16 protein-coding genes are annotated in these 14,102 nt (G+C 73.6%); 10 read left to right on the top strand and 6 right to left on the bottom strand.

Annotated features, from left to right (window positions below):
* Positions 1-12: 12 nt before the first annotated feature.
* The 5 genes from L7N97_RS08125 to L7N97_RS08105 all read left to right on the top strand — a co-directional run bounded on the left by L7N97_RS08125 (position 13) and on the right by L7N97_RS08105 (position 3,563).
* Positions 13-639, top strand: coding sequence for an SCO family protein (locus L7N97_RS08125; RefSeq protein WP_237477814.1), 627 nt, complete (start codon positions 13-15; stop codon positions 637-639).
* 53 nt (positions 640-692) lie between these two features.
* Positions 693-1,061 (top strand): hypothetical protein, encoded by a 369-nt coding sequence (locus tag L7N97_RS08120; protein WP_237477813.1) that lies wholly within the window; start codon positions 693-695, stop codon positions 1,059-1,061.
* A 94-nt stretch (positions 1,062-1,155) separates the two neighbouring features.
* A complete protein-coding gene (locus L7N97_RS08115; RefSeq protein ID WP_237477812.1) occupies positions 1,156-1,683 on the top strand; it encodes a copper chaperone PCu(A)C in 528 nt (175 codons plus the stop codon).
* Between the two features lie 109 nt (positions 1,684-1,792).
* Entirely contained in the window at positions 1,793-2,875 is a 1,083-nt protein-coding gene (locus L7N97_RS08110) for a sensor domain-containing diguanylate cyclase (RefSeq protein WP_237477811.1), read from the top strand.
* Positions 2,876-3,155: 280 nt separating this feature from the next.
* Positions 3,156-3,563 (top strand): (R)-mandelonitrile lyase, encoded by a 408-nt coding sequence (locus L7N97_RS08105; RefSeq protein WP_237477810.1) that lies wholly within the window; start codon positions 3,156-3,158, stop codon positions 3,561-3,563.
* 37 nt (positions 3,564-3,600) lie between these two features.
* On the opposite strand, the gene L7N97_RS08100 is transcribed toward L7N97_RS08105, so the two are convergent.
* Both L7N97_RS08100 and L7N97_RS08095 read right to left on the bottom strand, forming a co-directional pair.
* The gene (locus L7N97_RS08100; RefSeq protein ID WP_237477809.1) at positions 3,601-4,995 is read right to left on the bottom strand and encodes a phosphatase PAP2 family protein; all 1,395 of its coding nucleotides are present in this window, start codon (positions 4,993-4,995) and stop codon (positions 3,601-3,603) included.
* 81 nt (positions 4,996-5,076) lie between these two features.
* Positions 5,077-6,000, bottom strand: coding sequence for a class I SAM-dependent DNA methyltransferase (locus L7N97_RS08095; RefSeq protein WP_237477808.1), 924 nt, complete (start codon positions 5,998-6,000; stop codon positions 5,077-5,079).
* 105 nt (positions 6,001-6,105) lie between these two features.
* Between L7N97_RS08095 and L7N97_RS08090 the strand changes: the two genes are divergently transcribed.
* The 5 genes from L7N97_RS08090 (at position 6,106) to L7N97_RS08070 (ending at position 9,984) form a co-directional block, all read left to right on the top strand.
* Positions 6,106-6,465: a hypothetical protein gene (locus tag L7N97_RS08090; RefSeq protein WP_237477807.1), complete on the top strand. Its 360-nt coding sequence runs from the start codon at positions 6,106-6,108 to the stop codon at positions 6,463-6,465.
* A gap of 248 nt (positions 6,466-6,713) precedes the next feature.
* A complete protein-coding gene (locus tag L7N97_RS08085) occupies positions 6,714-6,959 on the top strand; it encodes a hypothetical protein (RefSeq protein ID WP_237477806.1) in 246 nt (81 codons plus the stop codon).
* 63 nt (positions 6,960-7,022) lie between these two features.
* Entirely contained in the window at positions 7,023-7,280 is a 258-nt protein-coding gene (locus L7N97_RS08080; protein WP_237477805.1) for a hypothetical protein, read from the top strand.
* Positions 7,281-7,312: 32 nt separating this feature from the next.
* Positions 7,313-8,338: a ligase-associated DNA damage response exonuclease gene (locus tag L7N97_RS08075; RefSeq protein WP_237477804.1), complete on the top strand. Its 1,026-nt coding sequence runs from the start codon at positions 7,313-7,315 to the stop codon at positions 8,336-8,338.
* Positions 8,335-9,984, top strand: a complete 1,650-nt coding sequence (locus L7N97_RS08070; protein ID WP_237477803.1) for a cisplatin damage response ATP-dependent DNA ligase — start codon at positions 8,335-8,337, stop codon at positions 9,982-9,984. The genes L7N97_RS08075 and L7N97_RS08070 overlap by 4 nt, the downstream gene beginning before the upstream one ends.
* A gap of 70 nt (positions 9,985-10,054) precedes the next feature.
* On the opposite strand, the gene L7N97_RS08065 is transcribed toward L7N97_RS08070, so the two are convergent.
* The 4 genes from L7N97_RS08065 to L7N97_RS08050 form a co-directional block, all read right to left on the bottom strand.
* Entirely contained in the window at positions 10,055-10,918 is an 864-nt protein-coding gene (locus tag L7N97_RS08065; protein WP_237477802.1) for a class I SAM-dependent methyltransferase, read from the bottom strand.
* A 244-nt stretch (positions 10,919-11,162) separates the two neighbouring features.
* Positions 11,163-11,918, bottom strand: coding sequence for an ATP-binding cassette domain-containing protein (locus L7N97_RS08060; RefSeq protein WP_237477801.1), 756 nt, complete (start codon positions 11,916-11,918; stop codon positions 11,163-11,165).
* Positions 11,918-12,931 carry an ABC transporter permease subunit gene (locus L7N97_RS08055; RefSeq protein ID WP_237482109.1) on the bottom strand — a complete coding sequence of 338 codons (1,014 nt, stop codon included), beginning with the start codon at positions 12,929-12,931 and terminating at the stop codon, positions 11,918-11,920. The genes L7N97_RS08060 and L7N97_RS08055 overlap by 1 nt, the downstream gene beginning before the upstream one ends.
* A gap of 175 nt (positions 12,932-13,106) precedes the next feature.
* Positions 13,107-14,042, bottom strand: a complete 936-nt coding sequence (locus tag L7N97_RS08050; protein WP_237482107.1) for an ABC transporter substrate-binding protein — start codon at positions 14,040-14,042, stop codon at positions 13,107-13,109.
* Positions 14,043-14,102 lie beyond the last annotated feature (60 nt).

The raw sequence follows: 14,102 nt of genomic DNA, 5'->3' as shown, positions 1-14,102 counted from the left end.
TCCGGAGGCCCCATGATCCCGCGCCGCGTCCTGCTCCTGGTGGGCGGCATCGCCGCCGCCGCGATGGTCGGCCTCGCGGCGCTGGTGTTGACGCAGACGGGGTCGGCCGGCCCGTCGCGCCGGATCGGCGGCGCCTTCGCCACGACCGAGATGACGGGGCGGCCCGTGACCGAGGCCGACCTCGTCGGCCGGCCGACCGCGCTGTTCTTCGGCTTCACGCGCTGCCCGGCCACCTGCCCGGTGACGCTGCAGGTGCTCACCACCGTGCTCGGGCGCATGGGGCCGGACGCGGACCGGCTCAACGCCGTCTTCGTCACGCTCGATCCCGCGCGGGACACGCCGGAGGCGATGCGCGACTACCTCGGCTCCTTCGACCCCCGCATCCGGGGCTTCGTCGGCACGGACGCGCAGACGGCCGCCATGGCCAAGGCCTTCAAGGTGCAGGTCCGCCGCGTGCCGCTCGAGGGCGGCGACTACACGATGGACCACACGGCCGCGGTGATCCTGCTCGACGCGCGCGGTCGCTTCGCCGGCACGGTCTCGGCCGACGACGACGAGAAGGCGATCCTGGCCCGGCTCGAAGGGCTCGTCGGGGCCGCGCCGGGCACTGCCGGGGGCTCGACCGCCGCGGGCGGCTGACCGCCCGGGGCGCGCGCCTTGACAAGGGCACGCGCGCCGCGCCCGATTCCCGCATGACGCTCCCAGCGAATCGCGGGCTGCGGCGCGGCCTCGCCGCGGTGCTGATGCTCGCCCTGACCCTCGGGGGCCTGGGCCGGGCCGTCGCGACGGCGGCCCCGTCCGCGGCCGCCCGCGCGGTGATCGCCGGCGTCGCCGCGCCGATCTGCCATTCCGGCGCGGGCGAGGCGCCGGCGCGCGACGCCTCGCACGACTGCTGCGACGATGGCGCGCTGCTGGCCGCGGCCGTGCTCCCGGCGCCTCCGCGCCTGGTCCGGCCCGCCCCCGCCGCGCGCTCCGCCGCGCGGGCCGCGGCGGCGTTCCGGGCGCCCGTCGTCGCCCGCTTGCGCGACCACCGCCTGCCGCGAGGGCCCCCGGCGGCCTGACCCGAGCCGATCCGAAACCCTCCTCCCAGCCAGCCCCGGCCGGCCCGCATCCCGTGGGCCCGCACGGCCGCGGGCGGACCTCACAGGACCCGTCATGACCTTTCTCACCACGGCCGGCCGCGCGGCCGCGCTCGCCCTGCTGCTCGCGCCGGCCCTCGCGTCCACGCCCGCGGTGGCGGGCGACGTCACGCTCGGCGACATCGTCATCCACCAGCCCTGGGCCCGCGCCACGCCCGGGGGCGCCCAGGTGGGCGGCGGCTACCTCGCGATCGAGAACAAGGGGACGGCGCCGGACCGCCTGACCGGCGGCACCTTCGCGGCGTCGAGCGGCTTCGAGCTGCATTCCATGACGATGGACGGCGGCGTGATGCGGATGCGGCCGGCGGGCCCGCTAGAGATCCCGCCCGGCAGGACCGTCACGCTCGACCCCTCCAACCTCCACATCATGTTCACCGGCCTGAAGCGCGGGCTGAAGAAGGGCGAGACGGTGCCCGGCACGCTGACATTCGAGCATGCCGGGACCGCCAAGGTCGACTTCGCCGTCGAGGGCATCGGCGCGAAGGGGCCGGGCGGCGGCGCGGCTCCGGCCGGACATCCCATGCCGGGCATGGACATGCAGTAGCATCGCGGGGACAGGCGCGGAGCGCACGCCACGGTTGGTCGTACCAACTGGCGATGGATTCACCTCGTTTGTTCCGACCTCGGAAACCCGGGCGCCTGTCAAATGAGGCATGTCGAATCAAGCGCTTCTGCCCTGGATCGTCGCGGCCGCCTCGCTCGGCGCCCTTCTCGTCGCCCTGTGGCGCGAGCGGCGCACGAGCCGGCTCTTCCGCGAGGTCGCCGGCGCGATCCCGGGCGGCCTCGTCATGTGGGACGCTCAGGACCGCCTGATGCTGTGGAACCAGGCCTTCCGCGACATCTATCCCCTGTGCGGGCCCGCCCTGAAGCGCGGCATCACCTTCGAGGCGCTGATCCGCTTCGGCGCCGCCAGGGGGCAATATCCGCAAGCCGTCGGCCGCGAGGAGGAGTTCGTGCGGGACCTCGTCGAGGCGCACCGGCGCGGCAGCCAGACGGCGGAGCGGCAGCTCGCCAACGGCCGCTGGATCCTGATCCACGAGGAGCGCACGGCCTCCGGCAACATCGTGGCCATCCGCTCCGACATCACCGCCATGAAGGCGGCCCTGGCCAAGGCCGCGGAGGCCCACGACGTCGCCCACCACATGGCGCACCACGACGCCCTGACCGGCCTGCCGAACCGCGTGCTGTTCCACGAGCGCGTCGAGGCGGCGCTGCGCGCGCTCCGGGAAGGCGGCCCGGCCTTCTCGGTGCTCTGCCTCGACCTCGACCGCTTCAAGGCGGTGAACGACGAACTCGGCCACGCCGGCGGCGACGAGCTGCTCGGGGCCGTCGCGGCCCGCCTCGGCGGCGCGGTCGGGGGCGGCGCCACGGTGGCGCGGCTCGGCGGCGACGAGTTCGCCGTCCTGGTCCCCGGCCCCGCTGCGGCCGCCGAGGAGGCCGCGAGCCGCATGATCGGGCGCGTCGGCGCGCCCTACCGGCTGATGACGGGGCGCGCCTCGATCGGCGTGAGCGTCGGCGTCGCGGCCGCCGACGCGGCCTCGACGCGGGACGACCTCATGCGCCGGGCCGACGGGGCGCTCTACGACGCCAAGGACGCGGGGCGCGGGACGTACCGGACGGCCGCGGTGGGGGCCGACCTCGGCCGCTTCCGGGGGCCGACGGGCGACGCCGCGCCGGTCCCGGACCGCTCGCGCGAGGACCGGGTGGACGCGGCCCTGTCGGCCTATCCGGCCTGACGGGGCGCGCCGGCCAGTCCGCGGCCCGGCTCCGCCGCGCGATCGGCCCGAGGCTCCCGCGGTTCACCTCGTCGCGCGTGGCCGTGCGGGATCGGCAGCGGCCCGTCGCAGCCGCCGGGGGAGGGTGAGCCCCGACAGCCGGAGGGAGGCGCCGGCCGAGTTCGTGTCGCCCGCCATCGCGAGCCCGGGCGGCGCTTCGCCCCGAACCTGATCGGCCCGGCGTCCGCGCCTACATGATCGGGGGTCGCCGGCCGGGCGACGATGCCGAGAGGACGATGCGATGGAGATCAAGCGCGCGGGCAGCCAGCCGTCCCGCCGGGGGCCGGAGGAGTGGTTCACCGGAACGGTGCGGATCGACCCGCTCGTCGACGCGCCGGAGCCGGCGCGGGTGGCCGCGGCGCTGGTCACCTTCGAGCCGGGCGCCCGCACGGCCTGGCACACCCACCCGTTGGGCCAGACGCTGGTCGTGACCGCCGGATGCGGGCGCGCGCAGCGCGAGGGCGGGCCGGTCGAGGAGATCCGGCCCGGCGACGCCGTGTGGTTCGCGCCGGGCGAGAAGCACTGGCACGGCGCCGCGCCCGCGACCGCGATGAGCCACGTCGCGATCCAGGAGAAGCACGACGGCTCCCCCGTGGACTGGATGGAGAAGGTGTCCGACGCGCAATACGATGGGTCGGGCGCGGGCTGAAGCCCGCCGGAGGGCGCCGCGCTCCGGCGGGGAAGCCTCAGCGGCCGGCGACCGCCGCCGCGGCCCGCTTCGCCGCGGCGCGGAGGTTCAGGCGGGAATAGACCCCAAAGGCGGAGCCGTCGTCGAGGAAGCCGCCGCCGGGGCCCTCCGTCTCAGTCAGGATCGCGTTCGCCTGATCCAGCGTCAGCGTCGGGAAGGCGACGGTCAGGAGGTTGCCGGCCTCGGGGGCGAGCTTGCCGACGTCCTCGATCGTGCCGGCCGTCTCGGGGTGCACCACCGGCAGGCCGTAGGTCTGCGTGGCGGCCACGAAGCTGTCGAGCGCGGCGGGGTCGGAGAAGCGGCCGATGTCGGCCTTGGCGCAGGCCGCGACCGGGCCGCCGCAGCCCGCCTGCAGGGCGCTCGCCATCTCGGCCTGCGCGGCCTTCACGGCGGCGCGGTAGTCGGCGATCGGCGGGATCTCGCGCTTGCCGCCGCCCGGCAGCATCGGCGAGGCGCCGTCCTTGAAGCTCTGGTTCATGTAGGCGGGGTCGTTCGCCAGGAGGTGGGCGAGGTCGTGGGTCGCGAGGGTCCGCCCGCCGAGCACGTCCATCGCGTAATGGGCACCCATCAGGATGCGGTCGTTGCCGTATTCGGCCGCGCGGGCGACCATCTGCGGGTAGCGGTCGGGCACCAGCACGCCGAGCAGGATCGAGCCCATATAGCCGTAGGTCGTGTGGCCGCTCGGGTAGGACGGGCTGTCCTGCAGGTTGGAGATGGGGCCGCGGTTGTAGACGTCGCTGCTCGCGGGCGCGCCGAAATAGTCGAGGCCGTAGATCGTCACGACGCTCGGCTCGGTCTGGAACGGGCGCGAGTCGCCGAAGGCGTCGGCGCCCGGGCTGCCCGCGGGGCGGCCGTAGGCGGTGCCGAACGGGTCCGGGGCGCCGTTCGCGGCCTTGAAGATCGCGCCGGCCTCGTCGGACACAGCGGCCTTGCCGTCCTTCGTGCCGTTGGCGAAGAAGTATTTGCCGCTGTTCGAGTCCGAGCCCGTGGTGGCGTTGGTGTAGGCGATGAGATCGGCGATCGCCGGCGACAGATTGGTGAAGTGGTCGCGGTCGAGATAGTGGGCGCGCGCCACGTAGGCGGCCCCGAGCGTGGTGCCGAGTCCGTCGGCGAGCTCGGCGACGTTGCCGTCCGTGATGAAGGCGTCGCGCAGCGCCTGGCCCTGCTGCTCCGCGAAGGGCAGGGGCGTCGGCAGCCGCAGCGCGCCGGTCTGGATGCCGCCCGTCACGGCGTAGTTGGAGCCCAGCGCGGCCCGGCCGGCCGGCGTCTTCGCCAGGGCCGAGACGGGCGCGAGGCCGCGCAGGACCGCCAGATTCGCGGCCGACTGCGCTTCGGCGCCCGTCGCCGCCGCGAGGCCGGCCAGGGCCACGCCGAAACCGATGCTGCGGATCATCTCGACTCCTCTTCGAACTTCGCCGCGGTGGGCCGGCGCCGCGGCCAGTGTGGCGCGGCGCGGACCACGCCGCCACTCCCGTTACCCCGGCCGGTTGACGGTTCGGCGACGCTCCGCCACCGCGACGAGCCCCGGCACGGGGGCGCCCCGCTCGCGCCGCGTCGAGGCGGCTTCGAGGAGCAGCCGCGCGAACCCCGCTTCGCGCAGCGTCGCCTCGACGTAGGCGGGCGCGTGGCCGAAGCGCATGTCGGGGCCAAGCGCGTAGCCCTCGCCCCCCGCCAGGCTCTGCACCGTGAAGGCCACGAGGCCGCCCGGCTGCAGGGCGCGCGCGGCGGCGGCGAGGACGGGCGCGAGGTCGCCGAGGTAGACCAGCACGTCGGCCGCCGTGATGAGGTCGAGCGCGCCGGCCGGCACCGCCGCGAGCGCGTCCTCGAGCGGGCTCGCCGCGACCTCCGCGTAGGCGCCGGTTTCGCGCGCCCGCTTCGCCATGGCGGGCGACAGGTCGACGCCGTCGATCCGCTCGGCCAGGCCGCGCAGCGCGAGCCCCATCAGCCCCGTGCCGCAGCCGAGGTCGAGCGCGCGGGCGAAGCCTCGGCCGGGCGCCGCGCGCCCGATCGCGTCGCGCAGCACCGCCGGGCCGCGGTAGTCCAGCGCTTCCACGAGGTGGCGGTCGAAGCGCGGCGCGTAATCGTCGAACAGCGCCCGCACGTAGGCGCCGGGCAGGGCGCCCGGCGTGCGCCCGTCGAGCCGCGCGAGGTGGGCCCCGGCGCCGAGCGCGCCCGCGGGGTCGAGGTCCGCCGCGCGGGCCCAGGCGTCGCGCGCGCCGGCGGGGTCGCCGGACCGCTCGCGCGCTTCGCCGAGCGCCGCCCAGCCCGGCGCCCAGCCGGGCACGCGCTCGGCGACCTGCGCGAGGAGGTCGGCCGCGGCGGCGTGGTCGCCCTCTTCCGCATAAGCCTTCGCCCAGGCGAAGCGGCGGTCGGCGATGAGGTCGGACGAGGAGGACACGGGACGGACTCGGGGGGGAAACGGATCGGCACCGGCTTAACACGGCCGTAGGCGGGCGCGTCCATCCTGCGGGCCATCTCCGACTCCGGCCCCCTGGACAGACCCATGACCCATCCGACTCCGCCGTGCTGGCCGACGTTGTCCCTGCTGCCGATCGCCGTCGCGGCCGCCTGGGCCGGCGCGGCCGCGCCGGCGCGCGCCGCCGACCTGCCCTTCTTCCCGGCGCCTCCGCCGATCTACGGCGCGCAGAGCTTCAACGAGCCGGCCTTCGGCGGCGGGGGCTTCCGCGTCGCGCGCGTGCCCGTGCGGCCCGCGCCGATGCGCTACGACATCTACGGCTACCCGCTGCTGCCCGGCGTGCCGAGCCCGCTCGCGGTCGGCAACGGCTGCCCGGTCGCGGTGCAGCCCGACTACGACGCCGACGGCAACTTTGCCGGCTACGCGCCCATCCCCATGTGCCGCTGAAGGCGGTCGCCGGAGCGGCGCCGCTGCCCCAGCCGTCAAGGAGATTTTAAGCGCGTCACCGGGAGCCGCTGCGCCTGCCGGCGGTCCCGTGTCAGTCTTCCCGTCGCGGGTTCCCCGCCGCGGCAAGACGGCCCGGCCGCGTTGCGCGGCGGAATCACGAACATATTTACGGATCATGAAAAAGCGGCGACGGACGCCGCGACGCTGCAACCAAGCTCAAACGGCGCGGTTGTCAAGCCGAGAACGGGATGGACAGCACGATGAACTCTCTTCCGACACAGGCGGTCCTCGGCGCCGGCACCGCAGTCCTCGCGGCCGTGACGGTGGCGCTCGGTTCCGCTCCGCTGGCCGTCGCCCTGATCTCGGCGCTCGTCGTGGCCCGTGTCGCCTTTGTGGCACAGTCCGGGCGTTTTCGTGACGAGGAGCGCCTCGTTTACCGCCCGGTCTACGCGCGCCGCCAGAGTGTTCAGCGTCGGGTCAGGTCGGACGACTGAGGATCCGAGCGGCGTGACGCCCCGGCCTCGGTCGGCGGGGCGGATCTTTCGAAGGTTGGCACCATGGCTTCGACGACCCCCACCACACACATGCGCCGCCTGGGCCTCGTCGTGATGGCCTGCTTCGTCGGTGCCCCGCTCCTCGCGATCCCGATGGCGGCCCAGGGGCAGGCGCTGGTGCGGCCCCTCACGGTCAACCGCGGCATCCACGTCGTGCAGGCCTTCGGGCCGGACGACGAGGACTGCGTGTTCGAACTCCGCCGCGTGCCCCGTCCGGGCGGCCAGCTCCACACCGCGAAGAAGCTCGTCTGCAACGACTGACATCGGTTGTCGTCGGGCATCGCGAAGAAACCATGTCGGCCAAGGACATCCTGACCCAGACGCCGCTCGGCCTTTATTGTCCGGGCGGCGATTTTCATCTGGACCCGATGCGGCCCGTGCCGCGGGCGCTCGTCACCCACGGCCATTCCGACCACGCGCGCTCGGGCCACGACGCCGTGATGGCCACCGCGCAGACGCTCGACATCATGGCGCTGCGCTACGGCGAGGACTTCACGCTGTCCCGGCAGATGGCGCCGCTCGGCGAGTGGACGCGCGTCGGCGACGTGCGGGTGCGCTTCCACCCCGCCGGCCACGTGCTGGGCTCGGCGCAGATCGAGATCGAGCAGAACGGCTTCAACGTCGTCGTGTCGGGCGACTACAAGCGCGCCCTCGACCCCACCTGCCTGCCCTTCGAGCCCGTGCGCTGCCGCGCCTTCATCACGGAGGCGACCTTCGGCCTCCCCGTGTTCCGCCACCCCGACGCGGCGGACGAGATCGCCAAGCTCCTGGCCTCGCGCGCGCTGTTCCCGGAGCGCACCCACATCCTCGGCGCCTACGCGCTCGGCAAGGCGCAGCGGCTGATGGCGCTGCTGCGGCGCGCCGGCTACGAGCGCCCCATCTACGTCCACGGGGCGCTGGAGAAACTCACCGCCTATTACGGCCGGCAGGGCGTCGTGCTCGGCGAAGTCGTCAAGGTCGTCGCGGCGGAGCGGCCGAAGCTCGGCGGCGAGATCGTGATCTGCCCGCCCTCGGCCATCAAGGACCTGTGGGCCCGAAAGTTCCCCGACCCCGTCACGGCCGCGGCCTCGGGCTGGATGCGGGTGCGCGCCCGCGCCCGGCTGAAGGGCGTCGAGCTGCCGCTGATCGTGTCCGACCACGCCGACTGGGAGGCGCTCTGCACCACCGTGGTCGAGACGGGATGCGAGGAGCTGTGGGTCACCCACGGCGAGGCCGACGCGCTGGTGCACTGGGCGGGGGGGCAGGGCATCGCGGCCCGGCCGCTGCACCTCATCGGCTACGGCGAGGACCAGGAGGACGAGGTGCTGGAAGCGGCATGAGGGACTTCGCGCAGCTCCTCGACCGCCTCGCCTTCGAGCCCGGCCGCAACGGCAAGATCCGCATGCTGTCGGCCTATTTCGCCGCGACCCCGGACCCCGAGCGCGGCTACGCGCTGGCGGCCCTCACCGACTCGCTGGTGTTCCCGGACGCCAAGCCGGCGATGCTGCACGCGCTGGCGGCGGAGCGCACCGACCCGGTGCTGTTCCAGATGTCCTACCACTACGTCGGCGACCTCAGCGAGACGGTCGCCCTGATGTGGCCGGCGCGGGCGTCGGACCGCGCGCCGCCGCCGCTCTCGGAGGTCGTCACCACGCTCGCCACCACGGGCAAGGCCTCGCTGCCCGCCGTCATCGCGGGCTGGCTCGACAGCCTCGACGAGGTCGGCCGCTGGGCGCTCTTGAAGCTCATCACCGGGTCCCTGCGCATCGGCGTCTCGGCCCGCCTCGCCAAGACCGCGGTGGCGGCGCTCGGGCCCCACGCGCCCGACGACGTCGAGGAGGTGTGGCACGGGCTGCGCCCGCCCTACGTCGAGCTCTTCGCCTACGCGGCGGGGCAGGGCCCCAAGCCCGACGGGGTCGACCCGACGCCCTTCCGCACCCCCATGCTGGCTCACCCGATCGACGAGGCCAAGGACTTCGCGGCGCTCGACCCCGCCGCCTATTCGGCCGAATGGAAGTGGGACGGCATCCGCGTCCAGGCCGTGACGGGCTTCGAGCGCGACGGCCGCCACGCCGGGCGGCTCTATTCGCGCAGCGGCGACGACATCTCGAAGGCCTTCCCGGACCTCCTGGAAAGCCTCGGCTCGGAGCGCTGGGGCGCCGCGGCGGTCGACGGCGAGCTGCTGGTGGTGATCGACGGGCGCGTGCAGCCCTTCTCCAGCCTGCAGCAGCGGCTGAACCGCAAGACCGTCTCTGCGAAGACGATCCAGCAGTACCCGATCCACTGCCGCGCCTACGACATCCTGCTCGACGGGGGCGAGGACCTGCGAGCGCTGCCCTTCGCGGAGCGGCGGCGGCGGCTCGAGGCCTTCGTGGAGCGCGTCGACGACCCGCGCTTCGACCTGTCGCCCATCGTGCCCTTCGCGGACTGGGAGCAGCTCGGAGCGGTGCGCGCCGACCCCGCGGCGCACGGCGGGGGCGAGGACGCCGAGGCCATCGAGGGCCTGATGCTGAAGCGGCGCGACAGCGCCTACGTGCCGGGCCGGCCGCGCGGGCCCTGGTTCAAGTGGAAGCGCCAGCCGTTCAACATCGACGCCGTGATGATGTACGCCCAGCGCGGCTCGGGCAAGCGCGCCTCCTTCTACTCGGACTACACGTTCGGGGTGTGGAAGGACGGGCCGGACGGCGATGTGCTGGTGCCGGTCGGCAAGGCCTATTCGGGCTTCACCGACCAGGAGCTCGCCAAGCTCGACCGCTTCGTGCGCAACAACACGGTGAAGCGCTTCGGCCCCGTGCGCGAGGTGGTGCACAGCCGCGACGAGGGGCTGGTGCTGGAGATCTTGTTCGAGGGCCTGAACCGCTCGACGCGCCACAAGTCCGGCGTGGCGATGCGCTTCCCCCGCGTGGCGCGCATCCGCTGGGACAAGCCGACGGTCGAGGCGGACCGCTTCGACGTGCTGGAGCGGATGCTGGCCGCGGAGGGGTGAAAGATCGTTCCCCGGTTCCCCGAGGCCTTCCCTCCCCTGACAGGAGAGTAGGGCGTCGGTCCGTCGCGCGTCACCCCACCGCCGACACGAACCAGCACTGCGCGCCGAGCCGCACGCCCTCCGGCCCGTCCGCCTCCCTGAGCCGCGCCCGCACGGCGTCGAGCGCCGCGGCGCGCTGCTCCTCCGTGCCCGTCGCCAGCGCCCGCGCCACGGGGCCGACCTGCACGAGGAATTCCAGCGCGTCCTCGACTGCGCCGCTCGGCGCGAAGGTGAGCGTCGCGTCGAAGGGCTCGACCGCGACCTCGCCGAAGCCCGCGACGCCGAGGATGCGGCGCACCCGCTCGGGGTCGGCGAAGGCGAAGGGGCCGGGCGCCTCGGGGTCCACCTTGTCCTGCTCGGGCAGATGCGGCACCGCCGCCTTGTAGGGCGCGTGGAACCACGGGTTGCCCTTGAACGGCCGCCAGCAGGCGAAGAACAGACGGCCGCCCGGCTTCAGCGCGCGGCGGATGTTGATGAAGGCCTCCGTCGGCGCGTCGAAGAACATCACGCCGAAGCGCGAGAAGGCGAGGTCGACCGAGCCGGGCGCGAAGGGCTCCGTCGCGGCGTCGGCGCGCAGCACGGCGGCCTGGGTCAGCTCGCGCGCGGCGATGCGGTGCCCCGCCACGGCCAGCATGGGCGCCGAGATGTCGACGCCCGTGACGGCGCCGAGCGGGCCCACCGCCTCGGCCAGCGCCAGCACGGTGTCGCCGCAGCCGCAGCCGACGTCGAGCGCGTGGTCGCCGCGCCGCGCCGCCGCCGCCGCGATGGCGGCCGCGGTGATGGGCGCGAACAGCGCGTCGAGCCGCGCCTGCAGGCGAGCCCACTTGTCGCCGTTCTCGCCGTTCCAGTAGGCGACCTGGTCGGCGTTGGGGGCGGCTGCATTCTCATCGACCATCGAGGGACTCCGCGTCGGACTTCGGCCGGCCATCTATGGACCATGGGAGGCGATCGTGCCGCACCCTCTTTCGCGCCCCCGTTCGCCGACCCTCTCGACCGTCGCTGGACCCTGGCCCTCGGCGCCCCCCTGCGGGTCATCCCAAAATGGTTTCAGGGAAGCCGCTTCTCACGGTTCACGACGGCCCCCGAGGAGGACGGCCCGGCCGCGGCCGGCGGCACCGGTCGCGCCCCGGCCGGATCGATCACCCCCCGATCATCAGCTTCACGACCTCGTCGTGCGTGGTGTCCTCGATCCTCCGCTCGCCCGCGAGGGACCCGCGCCGCAGCACGACGATCCTGTCCGAGACCGCGAAAATGTCCTGGAGGTTGTGGGAGATGAAGATCACGCCGCGGCCCTGCGACTTCAGCATGCGGATCAGCGCCATGACCTTGCGCTGCTCCGGCACGCCGAGCGCGGCCGTGGGCTCGTCCATGAGGATCACGCGGGCGTTCCAGTAGGTCGCCCGGCCGATCGCGACCGCCTGGCGCTGGCCGCCGGAGAAGCGGCCGACAGGAGCGTCGAGTCGGTCGACGTGGAAGTCGAGCTCGGCCATCGTGGCCTTGGCGGCGGCCGCCATCTTCGGGCGGTCCAGCACCGGGAGGATGCCGAACAGGCGCCGCATCGGCTCGCGGCCGAGGAAGATGTTGGCGCCGATCGACAGGTTGTCGGCCAGGGCGAGGTCCTGGTAGATCGTCTCGATGCCCGCGGCGCGCGCGGCCTCGGGCGTCGCGAAGTCGACCGGCGCGCCGTCGAGGCGGATCTCCCCGCCGTCGGCGCGGTAGACCCCCGAGATCATCTTGGTGAGCGTGGATTTGCCCGCGCCGTTGTCGCCGGCGAGCGCCACGACCTCGCCGGGGCGTAGCACGAGCGAGACGCCCTTGAGGGCCTCGACCCCGCCGAACCGCTTGTAGACGTCGCGGATCTCGAGGATCGGCTTCGTGGTCACCGCGGCCTCCATCAGCGTTCTCCACCGAGCTTGCGCTGGGTCTGGTCGACCAGCACCGAGATGATGATGACGACGCCCACCGCGACGAACTGCCAGAAGGGCTCGACGTCGACGAAGACGAGGCCGTACTGGATGACCGCGATCACCAACGAGCCGGCGACCGTGCCGAGGATGGTGCCGGAGCCGCCGAACAGGCTCGCCCCGCCGATGACCACGGCCGCGATGGAGTCGAGCAGCAGGGGCTCGCCTGCCTGCGCGGCCCCGGCGGTGAACCGCGCCGCGTAGAGCACGCCGCCGATGCCGGCGCACAGCGCCGACAGGAGGTAGAGCCGCCGCGTCAGGCGGCCGACGCCGATGCCGGCCCTGAGCGCCGCCTGCTCGCTCGCACCGACCGCGTAGGTGTGCTGACCGAAGCGCGACTGGCTGAGCAGGTAGTGCATCACGAGCAGGAACAGCACGGTGACGATCACGACCGACGGCACCCCGAACAGGCGCCCGTTGCCCAGGGCCGCGAACCAGTCGTTGGAGACCGGCACGGTGGTGCCCTTCGCCAGGAGGAACGCCGCGCCGCGCGCGACGCCGAACATGCCGAGCGTGCCGATGAAGGGCGGCACCTTGAGCTTGGAGATGAGCCAGCCGTTGATGGCGCCCGGCACCAGCGAGACCAGCACGCCCGCCGCCACGCCGACCAGCATGGCCGGGAAGGACGGGAGCACGCCGCCCGCGCCGTTGGCCGCGTGGGCCGCCACGACCGCCGACAGGCCCATCACGAAGCCGACCGACAGGTCGATGCCGCCCGCGATGATGACGAAAGTCTCGCCGAGGGCGAGCAGCAGCGGCGCCACGGCGAAGATCGCGACGGACTGGAGGTTGTAGGTCGAGAGGACGAAGCTCGTGCCGTAGCTCAGGCGCGCCCAGGTCTCGAACACGACGAGCAGCAGGGCCAGGAACAGCCAGGCCCGCAGGGCGGCGAGCCGGACGAGCCAGGGATGCGGCATCTTCGCGTGGCGACGCGCGCGGAGCATCGGGGTGGTTTGAGCGGACATGCGCCGTTCCGGAAGGTGAGAAGGGGCTGGTTCGGGGCGGGGGCCGGCCACGGCGGGACTGCGCCCGCCGGCGGCCCCGACCGGAGGCCGGCTTCGCGCGGGCGCCGCGCGGGCGCCCGCTGCCGCGATGCGGCTCGCTGGCCGGATGTCCGCGTCAGTCCTTGTAGATGAACTTGGCGACGTTCGGATCGTCGATGTTGGCCTTGTCCATCACGGTGAAGCCGGTGCCGATCTTGGTCGGGATCGACTGCCCCGTCAGGTGCGCGTAGGCGCAGATGACGCCGAAGTAGCCGATCTCGGCCGGATGCTGGGCGATGACCGCGTCGATGGTGCCCGACTTGATGTCCGCCACGACCGAGGTCGGCGCGTCGAAGCCGATGACCTTGACCTTGCCCCCCTGGCCGGCCTGCTTGACGCCGTTGGCCGAGCCGAGCGCCGAGAACAGGTTGGCGCCGAACACGCCGGCGAGGTCCGGGTTGCGGGCGTAGACGGACTGGAGCTGGGACGCGGCCTTGTTGGCGTCGTCGTCGTTGAACTGCGTCGTCAGGACGGTGATCCCGGGATGGGACTTCATCTCCTCCTTGAAGCCTTCCTCGCGCTGGTCGGTCGTGGAGATGCCGGGCTTGACGTTGGACACGTAGACCTTGCCCTTGTCGCCGATCGCCTTGGCCAGCGTGCGGGCCGCGATCTTGCCGCCGAGCAGGTTGTCGGAGGCGATGTAGGAGAGCGGGAAGTCGGCCTCGCCCTTGCCGGTCCCGTAGTCGCCGGTGCCGATGAACGTGTCGACCGTGATGACCGGGATGCCCGCGTCGGCGGCCTTCTTCAGCGGCTGCACCATCTGGGCCTTGTCGGTCGGCGCGATCAGGATCGCGTCGGGATGGCGCGAGATCACCGCGTCGAGCACCGGGCTCTGCGTGACGGGGTTGAAGTCCGGCGCGCCCTGGAACGTCAGGTCGGCGCCGACCGCCTTGGCGGCCGCCTCCGCGCCCTTGCGCATCGTGATGTAGAAGGCATCCGTCGTGAGGCCCGGGACTAGCGCGATGGTGAGCGCCTTCGTCTGCGCCTCGGCGTTGCCGATCAGCGCCCCCATGCCGACGGCGGCGGCAGCCAGAATCGTGAGCGTCTTCCGCAATTCATCCTCCCCGAGCCT

This window comes from Lichenibacterium dinghuense (assembly GCF_021730615.1).
GTDB lineage: Bacteria > Pseudomonadota > Alphaproteobacteria > Rhizobiales > Beijerinckiaceae > Lichenihabitans > Lichenihabitans dinghuensis.
Note: the sequence above shows the minus strand (reverse complement) of the source record. Positions and strands in the feature narration are given on the sequence as shown.

What these genes read in the sequence shown, in the direction of transcription:
- L7N97_RS08125 (WP_237477814.1), top strand. Translation starts at nt 13, where the DNA reads ATGATCCCGCGCCGCGTCCTGCTCCTGGTGGGCGGCATCGCCGCCGCC.
- L7N97_RS08120 (WP_237477813.1), top strand. Translation starts at nt 693, where the DNA reads ATGACGCTCCCAGCGAATCGCGGGCTGCGGCGCGGCCTCGCCGCGGTG.
- L7N97_RS08115 (WP_237477812.1), top strand. Translation starts at nt 1,156, where the DNA reads ATGACCTTTCTCACCACGGCCGGCCGCGCGGCCGCGCTCGCCCTGCTG.
- L7N97_RS08110 (WP_237477811.1), top strand. Translation starts at nt 1,793, where the DNA reads ATGTCGAATCAAGCGCTTCTGCCCTGGATCGTCGCGGCCGCCTCGCTC.
- L7N97_RS08105 (WP_237477810.1), top strand. Translation starts at nt 3,156, where the DNA reads ATGGAGATCAAGCGCGCGGGCAGCCAGCCGTCCCGCCGGGGGCCGGAG.
- L7N97_RS08100 (WP_237477809.1), bottom strand. Translation starts at nt 4,995, where the DNA reads ATGATCCGCAGCATCGGTTTCGGCGTGGCCCTGGCCGGCCTCGCGGCG.
- L7N97_RS08090 (WP_237477807.1), top strand. Translation starts at nt 6,106, where the DNA reads ATGACCCATCCGACTCCGCCGTGCTGGCCGACGTTGTCCCTGCTGCCG.
- L7N97_RS08085 (WP_237477806.1), top strand. Translation starts at nt 6,714, where the DNA reads ATGGACAGCACGATGAACTCTCTTCCGACACAGGCGGTCCTCGGCGCC.
- L7N97_RS08080 (WP_237477805.1), top strand. Translation starts at nt 7,023, where the DNA reads ATGGCTTCGACGACCCCCACCACACACATGCGCCGCCTGGGCCTCGTC.
- L7N97_RS08075 (WP_237477804.1), top strand. Translation starts at nt 7,313, where the DNA reads ATGTCGGCCAAGGACATCCTGACCCAGACGCCGCTCGGCCTTTATTGT.
- L7N97_RS08070 (WP_237477803.1), top strand. Translation starts at nt 8,335, where the DNA reads ATGAGGGACTTCGCGCAGCTCCTCGACCGCCTCGCCTTCGAGCCCGGC.
- L7N97_RS08065 (WP_237477802.1), bottom strand. Translation starts at nt 10,918, where the DNA reads ATGGTCGATGAGAATGCAGCCGCCCCCAACGCCGACCAGGTCGCCTAC.
- L7N97_RS08060 (WP_237477801.1), bottom strand. Translation starts at nt 11,918, where the DNA reads ATGGAGGCCGCGGTGACCACGAAGCCGATCCTCGAGATCCGCGACGTC.
- L7N97_RS08055 (WP_237482109.1), bottom strand. Translation starts at nt 12,931, where the DNA reads ATGCTCCGCGCGCGTCGCCACGCGAAGATGCCGCATCCCTGGCTCGTC.
- L7N97_RS08050 (WP_237482107.1), bottom strand. Translation starts at nt 14,042, where the DNA reads ATGGGGGCGCTGATCGGCAACGCCGAGGCGCAGACGAAGGCGCTCACC.